Source organism: Proteus alimentorum, from assembly GCF_002607735.1.
Classification (GTDB): domain Bacteria; phylum Pseudomonadota; class Gammaproteobacteria; order Enterobacterales; family Enterobacteriaceae; genus Proteus; species Proteus alimentorum.
The window spans coordinates 218,248-233,741 of sequence record NZ_NBVR01000039.1 but is presented as its reverse complement, the minus strand read 5'-3'; the positions used below and the strand labels follow the sequence as shown (position 1 = coordinate 233,741).

The following is a 15,494-nucleotide window of genomic DNA, read 5'->3' as shown; positions in this document are numbered from 1 at the left end:
TGTCAGAAATTTACTTTTTTTTTATTTTTATTAATTGAATGATATATAAGGAATTATCTTAAAAAGGCTCTAATTTTCTTGGTTATCAAATCAAAAAAAGGTTAAATTTCGCTTCCACCGTTCGCATTTGTCGCTGATAATGCGCCGCGTTCATGTCCAACTAACTGGCTTAACGTCTATGCTACATTTGTTTACTGACCTAGAATTTCATACAGGGTTGATGTTGGTTTTAGCACTGCTATTTGTGCTATTTTATGAAGCTATTAACGGCTTCCATGATACCGCAAATGCGGTAGCAACTGTTATCTATACTCGTGCTATGCGTGCGCAATTTGCGGTCGTGATGGCGGGTGTATTTAATTTCCTTGGAGTTTTGCTCGGTGGATTGAGCGTAGCTTATGCTATCGTTCACTTGTTACCGACAGATCTTCTGCTGAATGTGAGCTCAGCTCATGGCCTTGCCATGGTCTTCTCGTTGCTGTTAGCCGCCATTATCTGGAACTTAGGTACATGGTATTTCGGTATTCCAGCATCAAGTTCACATACGCTGATAGGTGCTATCATTGGTATTGGTTTAACAAATGCTATCGTGACAGATTCGTCTATCGTTGACGCATTAAACATACCAAAAATGATCAGTATCTTCCTATCACTCATTCTTTCACCAATTATCGGCTTGGTTATTGCGGGCGCGATGATTTTCTTACTGCGCCGTTACTGGAGTGGTACGAAAAAACGTCGCCGTATTCACCTGACACCGGCTGAACGTGAGAAGCAAGATGGTAAGCGTAAGCCGCCATTTTGGACCCGTACTGCACTGATTTTATCAGCCGTTGGGGTGAGTTTCTCTCATGGTGCAAATGATGGGCAGAAAGGTATCGGTCTTATCATGTTGGTATTAATTGGCGTGGCGCCTGCGGGCTTTGTCGTCAATATGAGTGCGAGCGGATACGATATCACCAAAACTCATGATGCCGTTGTACACTTACAACAATATTATGAGAAACATCAGCCAGCGCTACAGCATGCTATTGATAATACACCAGTAGTACCAGCACAAGCTGATGCTAGTGATACAGATTTCCATTGTAATAGCGCAAGAACGCCAATTGTTCTGAATCAAACAGAACAGATGCTTGCAAATATTGGCTCTTATGACGAGCTAACTGCAGACCAGCGTGCTCAAATGCGTCGATTACTTATGTGTATCGCTGATACCGCAACAGAAGTGGCTAAATTACCAGAAACTAGCGCCCAAGATGCACGGTTCTTAAAAACATTGAGTCGTGACCTGCTAAACACGGTGGAATATGCTCCGATTTGGATCATTATCGCAGTGGCATTAGCGCTCTCTATCGGGACAATGGTAGGTTGGAAACGCGTTGCAGTAACCATTGGTGAGAAAATTGGTAAAAAAGGTATGACTTACGCTCAAGGGGTTTCTGCTCAGGTAACAGCCGCAGTTTCCATCGGTGTAGCAAGTTATACGGGTATGCCTGTATCAACAACACAAGTTCTGTCATCTGCAGTTGCAGGTACGATGATTGTTGATGGTGGTGGTGTTCAAACGAAGACAGTGAAAAACATTGCATTGGCTTGGATCTTAACATTACCCGTTAGCATTGGTTTATCAGGTTTACTCTATTGGATATCACTTACTTTTATTGTGAATAGTTGATAACAGTAAATTAGCCAAGTTTATTTATAAACGGTGACTTTTAGTCACCGTTTTTTTGTTTTTGTCGCTACCAGAAAAGCATCGCAATTAAACTTGCGACAGCCAAAATGCAAAAACGGCTAACAAGATAAAATTGCCGATAAATTCGCTCGCAACGCATAATGACCTCAGGATTATGATGATTGATATATTGACGTTGATTGATATAGCGGATAAGCCGTAACTGCTTTGAAAATTGTCCATGCATAGTAAAAAATCCATTGCCATCCACCGATTGGTAGAGCAAAGGATCAGATTGGCGCAGTATTGTGAGTAATACCCGAATAGATGAAAAATAACGCATCATATTAATCAGGCAAAGAATACATAGCGCCCAAAAGACAACAATGACATTAAACATAATCCCCTCCCTAGAATAATAGATTCTGAGATGAGAAAACCTTTACCCATGAAAGGTTACTTTTTTCTCTAATTTAAGTTTAGGTGAAATTAAGCAATAAACAAAAGTGACTTTTTCAAGTTGTTTCCTTTTTCAGAAAAAAAGATAAAAAATAACTCTAAAAGGGTGTTTTTGTTGTTTTTTATACTCAATTCTCATTATTATGATGATATTGTCGGTGAATAACATCGTGCTAATCTAAAATGGTGTATATTGTTATTTATCGATAGATGTTTTCTTGATGAATTTGACATAAGTTGTGATCAAGGCGACATCTAACTTTCATCTTAAAACGTTATATTTAATACATAGGATTTAGGCTTAACTGCCTTTCCAACCGATTAATCAGCTTATGGAAGGAGTTCACGATGGCTTATAAGCATATTCTAGTGGCAGTTGATTTATCCCCTGAGAGTAACGTCTTAGTACAGAAAGCTGTATCTATGGCAAAACCCTATAATGCCAAAGTTTCCTTAATTCACGTTGATGTTAACTACTCTGATCTTTATACCGGTCTAATTGATGTCAACCTCGGTGATATGCAACAACGTATTACTGATGAAACCCGTAACGCGTTAAAAGATCTCTCTGATAAATCGGGTTATGAAATTCAAGAAACCTTGAGTGGTAGTGGCGATCTAGGTCAAGTTCTGGTTGATGCGATTAAGAAATACGATATGGATTTAGTCGTTTGTGGTCATCACCAAGACTTCTGGAGCAAATTGATGTCATCAGCACGCCAACTCATTAATACTGTGCATGTTGATATGCTAATTGTTCCTCTGAAAGATGATGAATAATAATCGCTTGCTTGTTTAAGCAAAAAAAATGCCTGCTTATGCAGGTATTTTTTTGCCTAAAATTCCTATTTTTCCTGATGTTAAACTGAGTCAACCTTTTTTTTTTGTCTAATTGTGAAAAAAATGTCTTGAAGTGTGAATGTATTTTAATGATATATTCAAGAAGCAAAACAACATCAACCTCACAAAACCCAAAAATATTCCGAATAAATGAGGTTATGCCAACATCACATTACACCAAAAAGGAATAGCTGAATGAATATATCTGGCTCATTATCTTCGTTTTTAGAAGAGGTAGAAAAATATAACGCTCATCAGCCTGAGTATCATCAGGCAGTTCGTGAAGTTTTTACCACTTTGTGGCCTTTTTTAGAGAAAAACCCACAATATCGTGAACAATCATTACTTGAGCGCTTAGTTGAGCCTGAACGTATTATTCAGTTTCGCGTCTGTTGGTTAGATGATAAAGGGCAAGTGCAAGTTAACCGCGCTTGGCGTATCCAATTTAACTCAGCCATTGGACCTTACAAAGGTGGTATGCGTTTTCATCCATCAGTCAATCTTTCGATCCTAAAATTCTTAGGTTTTGAGCAAACATTTAAAAATGCATTAACGACATTGCCAATGGGCGGAGCCAAAGGTGGTTCTGATTTTAATCCTAAAGGCAAAAGTCATGGGGAAGTGATGCGTTTTTGTCAGGCACTGATGACTGAACTTTATCGCCATTTAGGCGCCAATACGGATGTTCCAGCGGGTGATATTGGTGTGGGTGCACGAGAAGTGGGCTTTATGGCAGGCATGATGAAAAAGCTGTCTAATAGCAATGAATGTGTATTTACAGGTAAAGGTCTTTCATTTGGTGGCAGTTTAATCCGCCCAGAAGCCACTGGGTACGGTTTAGTTTACTTTACTAATGCGATGCTTAAACGTCATGGTATGTCTCTTGAGGGAATGCGTGTGGCGGTTTCTGGCGCAGGGAATGTTGCACAGTTCACTATCGAAAAATGTTTAGAGTTAGGCGCTAAAGTAATAACGGCATCAGATTCAGGTGGTACGGTGGTTGATGAAGCTGGGTTTACCACTGAAAAACTCGCTCGACTCACTGAAATTAAAAATAATTACGGTCGTGTTGAAGAGTACGCAAAAGAATTTGGCTTAACGTATCTTGAAGGGCAACAACCTTGGGCGGTTCCTGTTGATATTGCTTTGCCTTGTGCAACACAAAATGAGTTAGATTTAGACGCAGCTAAAGTACTTATCAAAAATGGTGTGAGAGCCGTTGCTGAAGGTGCAAATATGCCAACAACCATTGCAGCAACAGATGCCTTTATCGAAGCCGGTGTCCTTTTTGCACCAGGTAAAGCAGCTAATGCTGGTGGTGTTGCAACCTCGGGTTTGGAGATGGCACAGAATGCAGCACGTTTAAGTTGGAAAGCAGAGAAAGTGGATGCTCGCTTACATCACATCATGTTAGATATTCACCATGCTTGTGTGAATTATGGCGGTGAAGGTAAGCAAACTAACTATATTCAAGGCGCGAACATTGCAGGCTTTGTTAAAGTCGCTGATGCAATGTTGGCACAAGGTGTACTGTAAATTTTATCTATTCTGAACGGGTGTTAAACACCCGTCAGATTCCAGAAAAACTCAGCTTTACTTGCATGTAAGTGGTTACACACAAGGATAAATATCAAAACGGTGATTTTTTGTCGTTACATTGGCGTGTGCGGGCTGATTATTTAATGGTTCTGCATAATCAGGGCGTTTTACCACAACACGTTTTTTTGCCAAAGTGATTGCGGGTTCTAGCAGTGCATCTGCATCTTCATCGGCACCAACTAAAGATTGAAACACTCGCATCTCTTTTTTCACTAATGCGCTTTTCGCCTTATGTGGATACATTGGATCAAGATAGACAACATCAGGAGGCGGTGTGATCTCAGTGAGTGCTTGGGCAGAGGAGGCATGAATTAACGTCATTCTCTCTCGCATCCATTCACCGATGTCAGCATCAAGATAAGCACGCTTTAGACCATCTTCAAGTAATGCAGCAACGACTGGGTGACGCTCTACCATTCTGACTTTGCAACCAATAGACGCCAAGACAAATGCATCTCGACCAAGCCCTGCTGTTGCATCAACAACATCCGGTAAATAATCTTTTTTGATCCCAACAGCCTTTGCTACCGCCTCACCTCGACCGCCACCAAATTTACGACGATGTGCCATTGTGCCTTCAACGAAATCCACATAGATACCACCTAATTTAGGTTCATCTTGTTTGCGTAATTCAAGGTGGGTAGGCGTTAAGACTAAAGCCATGGTTTGCGTTTCGTCGTGAACTAATCCCCAACGTTGCGCTAAATCAGATAAGGCGCTGTTATCAGCGCCTTCTTCACAAAGTAAGCAGATATTCACATATCATCCTTTAATGCCGTAGCCTTTGAGCATAGCATCAAGTTTCGGCTCACGACCACGGAAGCGTTTGAACAGCTCCATTGGCTCTTCTGAACCACCACGAGTTAAAATATTATCAAGGAATGATTGACCCGTTTCACGGTTAAAAATGCCTTCTTCAGAGAAGCGAGAGAATGCATCAGCTGCTAGGACATCAGCCCATAAATAGCTGTAATAACCGGCTGCATACCCACCTGCAAAAATATGGCTAAAGGCATGGGGGAAGCGAGCCCAAGGCGTTGAAGGAACAACAGAAACTTGTTCTTTCACTTGGGTTAAGGTTTCCATTACACAAGCGCCTTTTGCTGGGTCATACTCTGCATGTAAACGGAAATCAAACAAACCAAATTCCAATTGGCGTAATACAAACATCGCTGACTGATAATTTTTTGCTTTGAGCATATTATCAAGCATTGCCTGTGGTAATGGCTCGCCAGTTTCATAATGACCAGAAATAAAGGCTAACGCTTCAGGCTCCCAGCACCAGTTTTCCATAAATTGGCTTGGTAATTCAACGGCATCCCATGGTACACCATTAATGCCTGCAACATCGGCAGTATCAATTTGCGTCAACATATGATGCAAACCATGACCAAATTCATGGAACAGCGTGGTGACTTCATTATGAGTAAATAGCGCAGGTTTATCGCCTACAGGTTTATTGAAGTTACAAGTGAGGTAAGCAACAGGGTTTTGTAGTGAGCCATCAGCATGGCGCATTCTTCCCATGCAGTCATCCATCCAAGCGCCACCACGTTTGTGTTCACGTGCATATAAATCAAGATAGAAGCTACCACGTAAAGTATTGCTTTCATCATAAAGCTCAAAGAAACGGACATCATCATGCCAAGTGTCGATGTCATTACGTTCTTTGGCTGTTAAACCATAGATACGATGAACGACTTCAAATAAGCCACTTAAAGCGCGTTGTTCAGGGAAGTAAGGACGTAGTTGTTCATCATCGATTGAGAAAAGGTGTTGTTTCTGCTTTTCGCTGTAGTAAGCCAGATCCCATGATTCTAATTTATCAACACCATAGTGTTCTTTGGCAAATTGAGTTAACTCCGCCAACTCTTCTTTACCTTGTGGGTGAGCGCGTTGTGCTAAGTCAGTTAAAAAGCTAAGGACTTGCTCGGGAGATTCTGCCATTTTAGTGGCAAGTGATTTTTCAGCGTAATTTTTAAAACCAAGCAATTGAGCGAGTTCGTGACGTAATGCGAGGATCTCGGCAATAATTTCGCTATTATCCCACTGATTTGCATTTGGGCCTTGATCAGAGGCACGCGTACTATAAGCGATGCTCATCTCTTTTCGCAGTTCACGATTATCTGCGTAAGTCATAACAGGGAGATAGCTTGGCATATCAAGTGTTAACAGATAGCCGTCTTGCTCTTTCGCTTGTGCAATCGCTTTTGCGGCATCAATAGCACTTTGAGGCATACCGGATAAATCTTTTACATCAGTAATTAATTTAGACCAACCCATTGTGGCATCTAATACATTATTACCGTATTTAGCACCTAACTCAGACATACGCGCACTGATTTCACCAAAACGCTGCTGTTTCTCTTTTGGTAAACCGATACCGGATAATTCAAAGTCACGTAATGCGTTTTCAATCGCTTTTTTCTGTGGTTGAGTTAAGGCATTAAAATCAGCACTTTCTTTTATTGATTTATAAGCTTGATATAAGCCTTCGTGCTGTCCCATCCATGTACTGAATTCAGATAGCAACGGTAAACTTTGTTCATATGCTTCACGCAGTTCAGCACTGTTTTTAACTGAATTTAAATGGCTAACGGGGGACCAAACACGAGAAAGTTTATCACCTGCCTCTGCTAATGGTTGGCAAAGGTTATCCCAGTTAAATTGAGTATTATCCGCCAGTAATTTTTCGACGGTTTGGCGATATGTGGTTAAAACTTCTTTTAGCGCAGGGACAACATGTTCTGGTTTGATAAGGGAAAATGCAGGCAATCCCGTTGTGCTAAGTAATGGATTTGACATAAAAAACATCCTGTATTTTGGTTTGCAGTGACGTAAAACACACCACTGAGTTTATTCGTTATAGATAGTAAGATGAGGATGAAACTGTATAAGTTCAATAGTATCGCGGTAATTATCCGAGGTTTTACTCAAAAACGGGATTATTTTATTTGAAAGAACTTTTATTGATTTGATGCACTTGGGATTAAAAATAATTCAGCGTATAATCATCCCATTATTTCCTTTTGACCCATTTAAAAATGGAAGATCATCGTCCCCGGTGGGGCGGCTGGACTTCAAATCCAGATGGGGCCGCCAGCGGTCCTTGGCAGGTTCGACTCCTGTGATCTTCCGCCACTTCTTATTTCATCACTTCCCAATAAAACCTCTTGTTATCTCTTTATCGTATTGATTTTTGGTAAAATAATAAGTTTATTATCTATTTACAGGCACCTTTATTTTTTTGAATACACAGGCTGAAATTTTTGAATGATATGATAAAGATACCCATACAATTAATGAGCATCAAATTAGATGTTTTCTCTGTAGGGAAACTTGCTTAAAACAGAACCATCCGAAATTTTCGGATGGTTCTATTGGAAAGTAATCAATCGGCTTAGTTGTAATACACGCCACATAATCTTTCAGTATTCGTCGAGAATTACAGGCTTGAATGGGGTTAATTTTTTAACTAGAAATCTGTCTTAGAAAAACCGGTCATACCTTCTAGTTCCATTTCGCGGCCTAATGCGGTCATTGGATGGACAATTATCAAGCCTCGTACCGCTTTCTTCAGTTTGCCAATATCCGCTTGTTCTTTCTTAGTGATGAGGCGTTTGAAGGGCATATTCTCTAATTTTTGTGCTTCTTTACTGAGCTTATTGTTACGTAAGGCTTTCAGACGAACGATTTCAGTTTCCAGTTCTACTTTTTCTTTCTCAAACTCGGCGTATTTTTCCGCTTCGTCCGCCAGCGAGATATTTGCCATCTTGTGACGAATAAGGTCTAAACGGTCGCTAAGGAGTTTGATTTTTGCTTTTTCGATTTCTTTCATTATTAATTAACCGTGAACAAATTTCTTGTTAGCAAGTATACACTATTCTGCATAGGAGCGTAAAAAAGGGCGGATTGCTTGCATCAAAGTAGATATCACATTCACTATTTTTTCTTATTAATCATCGATTTTAAATCAGCAAAAGGATTATAAGTGGCTGCACCTACATCATCTTGTGCATCTTCGCCGGCAACAACCGTTGTACCGTATTGGTCTGCTTCGGTGTATTTTGAATGTTCATGATCATGGCAAAATAGACACAATAACTCCCAGTTACTGCCGTCTTCTGGATTATTGGTATGGTCGTGATCAATATGATGAACGGTGAGTTCACGTAGGTTTGAGTAGACAAATTCACGCGCACAACGCCCACATACCCACGGGTAGATTTTCAGTGCTTTTTCACGGTAGCCACTTTCCAACCGTGCATAGTTTTTTGGGATCAGAGCCATTGTTAATATCACCTCTTATAGCGCATCTTTACAATAATGTTTCCAATATACTCTGAATGCACTCATTGGTTCAAATGTTGCGCTGTCTATTTTCCTATATAAACCATCAACCTCACAACCTGATGCACTCTTGGAAATTACAGGTATAATTTCAAAAATTATTGAGCAGATTTAGGCATAAAAATGGCAAAACTTACCTTACAAGAACAAATGTTAAAAGCAGGGCTTGTGACCAGTAAAAAAATGGCAAAAGTCCAAAGAACGGCAAAAAAATCACGAGTTCAAGCACGAGAAGCAAGAGAAGCGGTAGAAGAAAATAAAAAAGCGCAACTTGAGCGGGATAAGCTGCTTAGTGAGCAACAGAAACAAGCTGTTTTATCTAAAGAATATAAAGCGCAAGTTAAGCAACTTATTGAGATGAATAGAATTACGCCAGCCAAAGGCGATATTGATTTTAATTTCACTGACAATAATGTGATTAAAAATATTGTGGTGGATAAACTGACACAATCTCAATTGATCAGTGGACGTCTCGCTATTGCTCGTCTGGATAATGCAGATAAAACCGAATATGCAATTATTCCAGCCAGTGTCGCGGATAAAATTACACAAAGAGATGTGGACTGTATCTTGTTAAATAATGCACTTAGCGAAAAAGAACAAGATGAAGACGATCCTTATGCTGATTTTAAAATCCCAGATGATTTAATGTGGTAATAAGCAAAGTCGCTTATTAGCTCAAAGACATAGTCTGTATAAGCATTGTGCTTTATACTGCGTCTGGAAATTTTTGTAGATAAACGATTAGGTAGGCGATAATGGCAATGAACGGAATAATCACAAAGTGGTTTGAAGATAAAGGTTTTGGATTTATTAAAGATGAAAACGGTGATAACCGTTATTTTCATGTGATTAAAGTTGCCAACCCTGCTTTGATAAAGACAGATGCAAATGTCACGTTTGAACCAACCACAAATACCAAAGGTTTGTCTGCTTACGCGGTGAAAGTGATCCCAGATAGCAAATATGTCTATATTGCAGGTGAGCGAGTTAAGCTGACATCCATTAAATCATTTCGAATTTATAGTGAAGAGGTATCTGCAGATACACATATCAATAAAGAAAACACCGTACTTTCTGTCGGTGCTTTAATGAATAGTATCAAACCAAAATCAGCGGATGATACCAATAATATGCGCACGTTGAGAAAACTTGCGATCACCACAATGCACGGAACAGAAATTGTTTTTACTGAAGATGAACTCGATATCGATGAAACAGTAAAAGCGCTTAAACTGTAAATATTGATATTTAAAACGGGCTCTCGCAGCATGCTTTTATTGGTGCTTGGCTAATGGGGTGGACAAAATGAAGTTCACTTGCATGAAGCATAAGCCGCGGAGTCCGTTCAGTTCTTTCCATTTCATTAATTAAACCTTTGTCGCACCCACCATATAAATCACAACCTAAAATAGGATGCCCTATAAATTGGCTGTGAATACGAAGTTGATGCGTTCTCCCTGTTTCAGGCGTAAATTGCACCCGCGTTAAAGGCAATAATGTTCCACCTTCTCGCGTATGATAAAAACGCTCAATAACGTGATAACGAGAGCGTGCAGGTTTGCCATTCACAGGGCAAATCGACATACGTGGAAACAGAGCAGGATCTTTTGCTATTGGCGCATCGATTATTCCTTCATTCTCATCTAAATGCCCACACAGTAATGCGCTGTATATTTTTGTTACACTACGTTGGCTAAATTGCTGACACAAAAGCGCATTGATTGCTTTATTGCGCGCTACAAGCATCAATCCGGATGTGCCAAAATCAAGTCGATGAACAAGAGTACACCCTGGAAATAGCTTCACTAATCGATAATGTACCGAATCGATATTCTGTGGATTTTTTCCTGACAAGCTCAGTAATCCTGTCGGTTTGTTGATAAGTACTAAGTGCTCGTCTTGATAAAGGATCTCGATTTCATCATGGCAAGGTGGAGCAATAAAAGTATCGATAATCGTAGACATCAGCGTATCCGCAAAAAAGAAGGAAGTGGATGATAGCGAATTTTAGGTTATCAGGCGAATGTAGAGATATACTCTTAATAATTTGAATATAATGACTATAAACGTTAATCCTTGGGGACAACTTATGAATAATGAAATCCACTTTAAATATTATGATATGGTCGAAGAGTATGCGATGGAATCTGCAAAGCCGGTTGTTGAGACAGAAGAAGATGCGCTTGCTCTCTATTTCCAGTTACTCCTTACACGATTAATGAATAACGAAGAAATTAGCGAAAACGCACAACAAGAGATGGCAAAAGAAGCGGGTATTGATAAAAATCGCATTGATGATATCGCTGAATTTCTAAATCGTTGGGGTAATGAATAACATGTATTGGGCTCATTAAAAAATGGGCTCAATATTATCCTAATTCACAAAATACCACTCTGATCCTACATAACTGTATGATTTAACGTATACTTGTTATGTATTTTATTTCACATAAACTCGCAGAAAGCACAGAACTGCTTTTTTGATGTTTGCTGTTTTCATAAGCTTGCTGTTTTCATAAGATAGTTTAGATTAATTTATTGGGTGAGATATGCTGGATTTTTTAAAAAATTATGACAATTTAACGATCAGCGAAAAGAAAGTATTAAAATATCTCACCGATAATATTGCGGATATTCCGTATTTAAATATTAATGATTTAGTCGCTAAAACCTTTGTATCAAAAACAGTTATCATTAATTTATCGCAAAAGTTAGGGTTTAGTGGATTTAAAGAGCTTAAATTCCAAATTAATAATTATATCTTAACGAAAAATAAGACAGAAAAAACAACCGTTACTTCATATAAAAAACAATTAGAAAAAAACATACATAAAACATTTACCTTAATTAATGAAGAACAAATTCAGGAGTGTGCAAAAACCTTACGCCACTCTAGGAATATTTTTATTGTTGCAAGAGGCACGAGTAAAGCCGTAGGGTATTACCTTGAACACCTATTGTTTGCACTAGGTCTACATTGCTTTTTTATTAATGATTACAACTTATCTGATTCGTTTACACGTCTTGTTAATGAAGACGACACGGTGATCTTTATCTCTCTTTCTGGTGGCACTAAGAAAATTATCGAGACAGCAAAAATCGTGCAGTTAAAAGATGCCAACATCATTAGCATGACAGCATTTAATACCAATGAATTAACCACTTATGCAACTCATGCTCTATTTTGTTTCGCTGATAACCATGATACAAAAAAAGATGATACCAAATCCCGTATTGGCTTTTTTATGCTGGTGGATTTATTGATTAATGAGTTGGAAAATCTACTTTAAAAAGAGATAACAGTATTTCTATGATTTATGAGATCCTCTTTTTAATTATTAAAGTGTGAACAGTATTAATATATCCGCTTAGATTAATCACCGTTTATTTTAAAATAGCCTTTCTTTTCAATCTTACTTCTAAATCTTAAAATAAATATTATTTATTTGCTGTTCTTTATTAAGTCGATATTTAATAAAAAGACCTAAGTCATAAAATATGACCTGAGATAATATTTAAAACCAGTGCGTCATTCATTTCCTATAATCCCTAAGATAGAGTACCTCGGTAATTCTTTTATATTCGAGAAGTCATAAGGAAACAAATATGGCCAGAAAAAAGTTCAGCGAATCTATTCAGCGCTTTGGTAGAACCCTACTTCTACCAATCGGCGTGTTAGCACCTATTGGTATGATACTGGGGATCAGTGGTGCTCTTGTTCAGTCTTATATGATTGCACGCTTTCCTTTTCTAGGAAATGAAACAGTCAATGCTTTATTAGTGAGTATTCGTTCTATTGCGGGTGTGGTGTTTGACAATATCCCACTCTTATTTGCAATGGGTGTGGCATATGGTATGAGTCACAAAGATAAGGGGATAGCCGTCTTTGCCTCCGTTGTCGGCTACTTAACTTTGATAAGCACTATCAATATCTGGCTGGTATTGACAGGGAAGCTTGCTGATCCTGCGATTATGACGCAGGTGGGGCAAATCAAGGTGCTTGGTATACAAACCATGAATATTAGTGCCGCAGGGGGGATTATCACGGGATTAATTGCCGCATGGGCAACCGACAAATTCTATAATCTTGAACTTCCTACCGCATTTGCCTTCTTCTCTGGGAAAAAATCTGTCGCCATCATTATGGTCGGATTAATGATTGGCGTGGGTGCATTACTGCCATTTATTTGGGAAGTCTTAGTCATGGGCTTAACTAAGCTCTCGGCTGTCTTCTTAAGTCCTGTCGGGCCTTTTTTTACCGCGGGTGGTGAGCGTCTATTTATTCCATTTGGTTTACACCATGTGTGGAACGTTCTGTTTCGATTTACTGAAGCCGGTGGTTCTTATGTGATTGATGGACAAACCTATGTGGGCGTTGTTCCAGCAATGACAGAAGTGTTATTTAATCAAGGGCCAAGCAGTGAATATTGGGCAATGATGCCAAGCCTAACGCGTTTTATGGCTCAGCAACAGATGCTGGTTACGCTGTTCCTGTTCCCTGCGATTGCATTAGCGATTTATAAAACCTCGAAAAAAGAGAACCGCGCTGAAGTTAAATCGATGTTGGTGACGATGGTCTTAACGGCAATGTTAGGTAACGTTACAGAACCTCTTGAATTTACTTTCGTCTTTATCGCACCGTTACTTTATTTAATTTACGCGATTATTGTGGGTATTGGTGCAGTTCTGCTCTCTTTTGCGGGTGTTGCAATCGGTTATATCCGAGGCACTGTCTTTGACTTCACTATCTTTGGTTTACTGTACGAACACACTAACTGGATCTTCTTAGTGCTGATTGGTAGCGCACTGGCTGTTGTGACCTACTTCATTTTCTACTGGGCTATCGTCAAATTTGATATCAAAACGCCGGGTAGAGAAGAATCAAGCAATATGAAAAATACGCTAATCAAAGAAAAACGTTATGGCGAAATTGCAGAGATTTTAATTCAAGCGTTAGGTGGCAAACAAAATATTCGTAATGTTGATAACTGTATTACACGATTACGTATTGATATTAATGAAGTTAATCAAATAGATAAAGAATTGATGTTGGAGTCTGGCTGTACAGCATTCTTCTTTCCGGCAGCAAACCATGTCCATGTCGTTTATGGCCCTAAAGTCGAGTTTGTTCGCAATGCTGTTGATGAAGCAATGAAGAAATAAAAGGATACATGATGAGAGCGTTATACGATTCTAAAAGTAAAACAATCGACGATCGCGGTATAAAAAATCTGCTGTCCAATGAAGCTAAATATTCAACTTGGTTGATGTTTGAAGCCATGTTAGCGCAAGCACAAGCTGAATACGGTTTTATTCCACAGTCTGCCGCAGATGAAATTAAAGAAAAAGCGATTATTGAGAATATCGATTTCGAAGAGATGAATCGTATTTATCAAAAAATCGGTCATGGCTTTGTACCGTTCTTAAAAGTACTGGTGAATGCCTGTTCTGAAGAGAGTGGTAAATATGTGCACTACGGCATTACCACGCAAAATATACAGCAAAGTTCACAGCTGTATATGATGAAAACGGTACACAACAAATTTATGTTGTTGTTAAGCGAGATCATCGAAAATTTATCAAATCTCGCTGAAAAAACAAAACATATGGTGATGGCAGGTAGAACGCACGGTCGCCATGCTATTCCGATTACTTACGGGTATAAAGTTTCAGTGTGGATCAGCGATTTTATTGATTGCTACCAGCGTATGAAAGAGAGTGAGAAGCGTGTATTCACCATTATGATGGGTGGCGCAGTAGGTGCTTTTAACTCAATGCCAGAAGTGGGAATGAAAGTACAAAAACGCGTTGCTGAATTAGTGGGTATGCAAGCAATGGAAGTACCCTCTCGTAACCTCAGTACGCATAAATTAGAGTACATGATGAACTTGGCATTGATGGCAAATATCTGCCATAAAATGGGTGAGGAAGTGTATAGCACCACGTTAGAAGAGATTGCTGAGGTTTCTGAAGGGTTTACAAAAGGCACGGTGGGTAGTAGCACAATGCCTCATAAAATTAATCCAAAATTAGCGAAAGGCATTATTGCTAACTCACAGAAACTGTATTCCTTACCGAATGTGGGGATGTACTCTGCGGTCAGACCTTATGAAGGTGACAGCAGTTCTTACATGTTATTCGATGGCTTAATTGAAGAAGCATTAGAATTAACAACAGAAATTTTATTAAGAACGGAAGAGCTTTCAAGAACCATCGTTCCTCATGAAGAGAGAATGCTACATAACGTGATGAGAAATAAGGGTTTAGATAATACCGAATACGTTATGATGAAAATGGCAGAAAAATTAGGTAAAGATAAAGCGCATTCACTGTTATATGAAGAAGCCATTAAAACGGCAGCAGACGGCGAGGATTTTTACACTAATCTGATGAAGAATGAAACCATTACCGCCGCCTTTAATGCAGATGAAATTAAGGCAATGCTTGATCCTCGTTCTTATATCGGTTTATCCGTTGAACTTGCTGAAAAAGAAGCAAAACGTGGACTAGCGATTTCTCAAGAAATTAAACAAAGCTATAAATAAAGTCATCAAGTATCCATAAA

General features: G+C 39.1%; 15 protein-coding genes and 1 tRNA gene. 10 read left to right on the top strand and 6 right to left on the bottom strand.

The features are described from left to right. The first annotated feature begins 178 nt into the window (after positions 1–178). A complete protein-coding gene (pitA, locus tag B6258_RS16160) occupies positions 179–1,678 on the top strand; it encodes an inorganic phosphate transporter PitA (protein WP_099076116.1) in 1,500 nt (499 codons plus the stop codon). A 67-nt stretch (positions 1,679–1,745) separates the two neighbouring features. On the opposite strand, the gene uspB is transcribed toward pitA, so the two are convergent. Continuing rightward, the gene (gene uspB / locus B6258_RS16155; protein ID WP_006534411.1) at positions 1,746–2,078 is read right to left on the bottom strand and encodes a universal stress protein UspB; all 333 of its coding nucleotides are present in this window, start codon (positions 2,076–2,078) and stop codon (positions 1,746–1,748) included. Positions 2,079–2,485: 407 nt separating this feature from the next. Here uspB and uspA point away from each other — a divergent pair, with 407 nt between their 5' ends. Both uspA and gdhA read left to right on the top strand, forming a co-directional pair. Continuing rightward, a complete protein-coding gene (gene uspA / locus B6258_RS16150; protein WP_023583131.1) occupies positions 2,486–2,917 on the top strand; it encodes a universal stress protein UspA in 432 nt (143 codons plus the stop codon). A gap of 255 nt (positions 2,918–3,172) precedes the next feature. Further along, positions 3,173–4,513 carry an NADP-specific glutamate dehydrogenase gene (gdhA, locus tag B6258_RS16145; protein WP_099076115.1) on the top strand — a complete coding sequence of 447 codons (1,341 nt, stop codon included), beginning with the start codon at positions 3,173–3,175 and terminating at the stop codon, positions 4,511–4,513. Between the two features lie 75 nt (positions 4,514–4,588). On the opposite strand, the gene rsmJ is transcribed toward gdhA, so the two are convergent. After that, positions 4,589–5,335: a 16S rRNA (guanine(1516)-N(2))-methyltransferase RsmJ gene (gene rsmJ / locus B6258_RS16140; protein WP_099076114.1), complete on the bottom strand. Its 747-nt coding sequence runs from the start codon at positions 5,333–5,335 to the stop codon at positions 4,589–4,591. A gap of 3 nt (positions 5,336–5,338) precedes the next feature. Then, complete coding sequence (prlC, locus tag B6258_RS16135) at positions 5,339–7,381, bottom strand: oligopeptidase A (protein ID WP_099076113.1); 2,043 nt, start codon at positions 7,379–7,381, stop codon at positions 5,339–5,341. 241 nt (positions 7,382–7,622) lie between these two features. Between prlC and B6258_RS16130 the strand changes: the two genes are divergently transcribed. Beyond that, positions 7,623–7,717: transfer RNA gene (locus B6258_RS16130), tRNA-Sec, on the top strand. A 334-nt stretch (positions 7,718–8,051) separates the two neighbouring features. On the opposite strand, the gene B6258_RS16125 is transcribed toward B6258_RS16130, so the two are convergent. Both B6258_RS16125 and yajD read right to left on the bottom strand, forming a co-directional pair. Further along, positions 8,052–8,414: a YibL family ribosome-associated protein gene (locus tag B6258_RS16125; RefSeq protein ID WP_099076112.1), complete on the bottom strand. Its 363-nt coding sequence runs from the start codon at positions 8,412–8,414 to the stop codon at positions 8,052–8,054. A gap of 104 nt (positions 8,415–8,518) precedes the next feature. Further along, on the bottom strand, positions 8,519–8,866 hold the full coding sequence (gene yajD / locus B6258_RS16120) for an HNH nuclease YajD (RefSeq protein WP_099076111.1): 348 nt from the start codon (positions 8,864–8,866) through the stop codon (positions 8,519–8,521). A gap of 183 nt (positions 8,867–9,049) precedes the next feature. Between yajD and B6258_RS16115 the strand changes: the two genes are divergently transcribed. Continuing rightward, the gene (locus B6258_RS16115) at positions 9,050–9,583 is read left to right on the top strand and encodes a DUF2058 domain-containing protein (protein WP_099076110.1); all 534 of its coding nucleotides are present in this window, start codon (positions 9,050–9,052) and stop codon (positions 9,581–9,583) included. Positions 9,584–9,684: 101 nt separating this feature from the next. Further along, positions 9,685–10,167 carry a cold-shock protein gene (locus B6258_RS16110; protein ID WP_099076109.1) on the top strand — a complete coding sequence of 161 codons (483 nt, stop codon included), beginning with the start codon at positions 9,685–9,687 and terminating at the stop codon, positions 10,165–10,167. A 10-nt stretch (positions 10,168–10,177) separates the two neighbouring features. On the opposite strand, the gene B6258_RS16105 is transcribed toward B6258_RS16110, so the two are convergent. Continuing rightward, complete coding sequence (locus tag B6258_RS16105) at positions 10,178–10,894, bottom strand: RluA family pseudouridine synthase (protein ID WP_099076108.1); 717 nt, start codon at positions 10,892–10,894, stop codon at positions 10,178–10,180. A 124-nt stretch (positions 10,895–11,018) separates the two neighbouring features. On the opposite strand from B6258_RS16105, the gene B6258_RS16100 reads away from it, so the two are divergent. The 4 genes from B6258_RS16100 to B6258_RS16085 all read left to right on the top strand — a co-directional run bounded on the left by B6258_RS16100 (position 11,019) and on the right by B6258_RS16085 (position 15,474). Next, positions 11,019–11,264: a DUF2543 family protein gene (locus tag B6258_RS16100; RefSeq protein ID WP_099076107.1), complete on the top strand. Its 246-nt coding sequence runs from the start codon at positions 11,019–11,021 to the stop codon at positions 11,262–11,264. 214 nt (positions 11,265–11,478) lie between these two features. Continuing rightward, positions 11,479–12,219, top strand: coding sequence for a MurR/RpiR family transcriptional regulator (locus B6258_RS16095; RefSeq protein ID WP_099076106.1), 741 nt, complete (start codon positions 11,479–11,481; stop codon positions 12,217–12,219). Between the two features lie 316 nt (positions 12,220–12,535). After that, positions 12,536–14,092, top strand: coding sequence for a PTS transporter subunit EIIC (locus B6258_RS16090; protein WP_099076105.1), 1,557 nt, complete (start codon positions 12,536–12,538; stop codon positions 14,090–14,092). An 11-nt stretch (positions 14,093–14,103) separates the two neighbouring features. After that, the gene (locus B6258_RS16085) at positions 14,104–15,474 is read left to right on the top strand and encodes a class-II fumarase/aspartase family protein (protein ID WP_099076104.1); all 1,371 of its coding nucleotides are present in this window, start codon (positions 14,104–14,106) and stop codon (positions 15,472–15,474) included. The last annotated feature ends 20 nt before the right edge of the window (positions 15,475–15,494 follow it).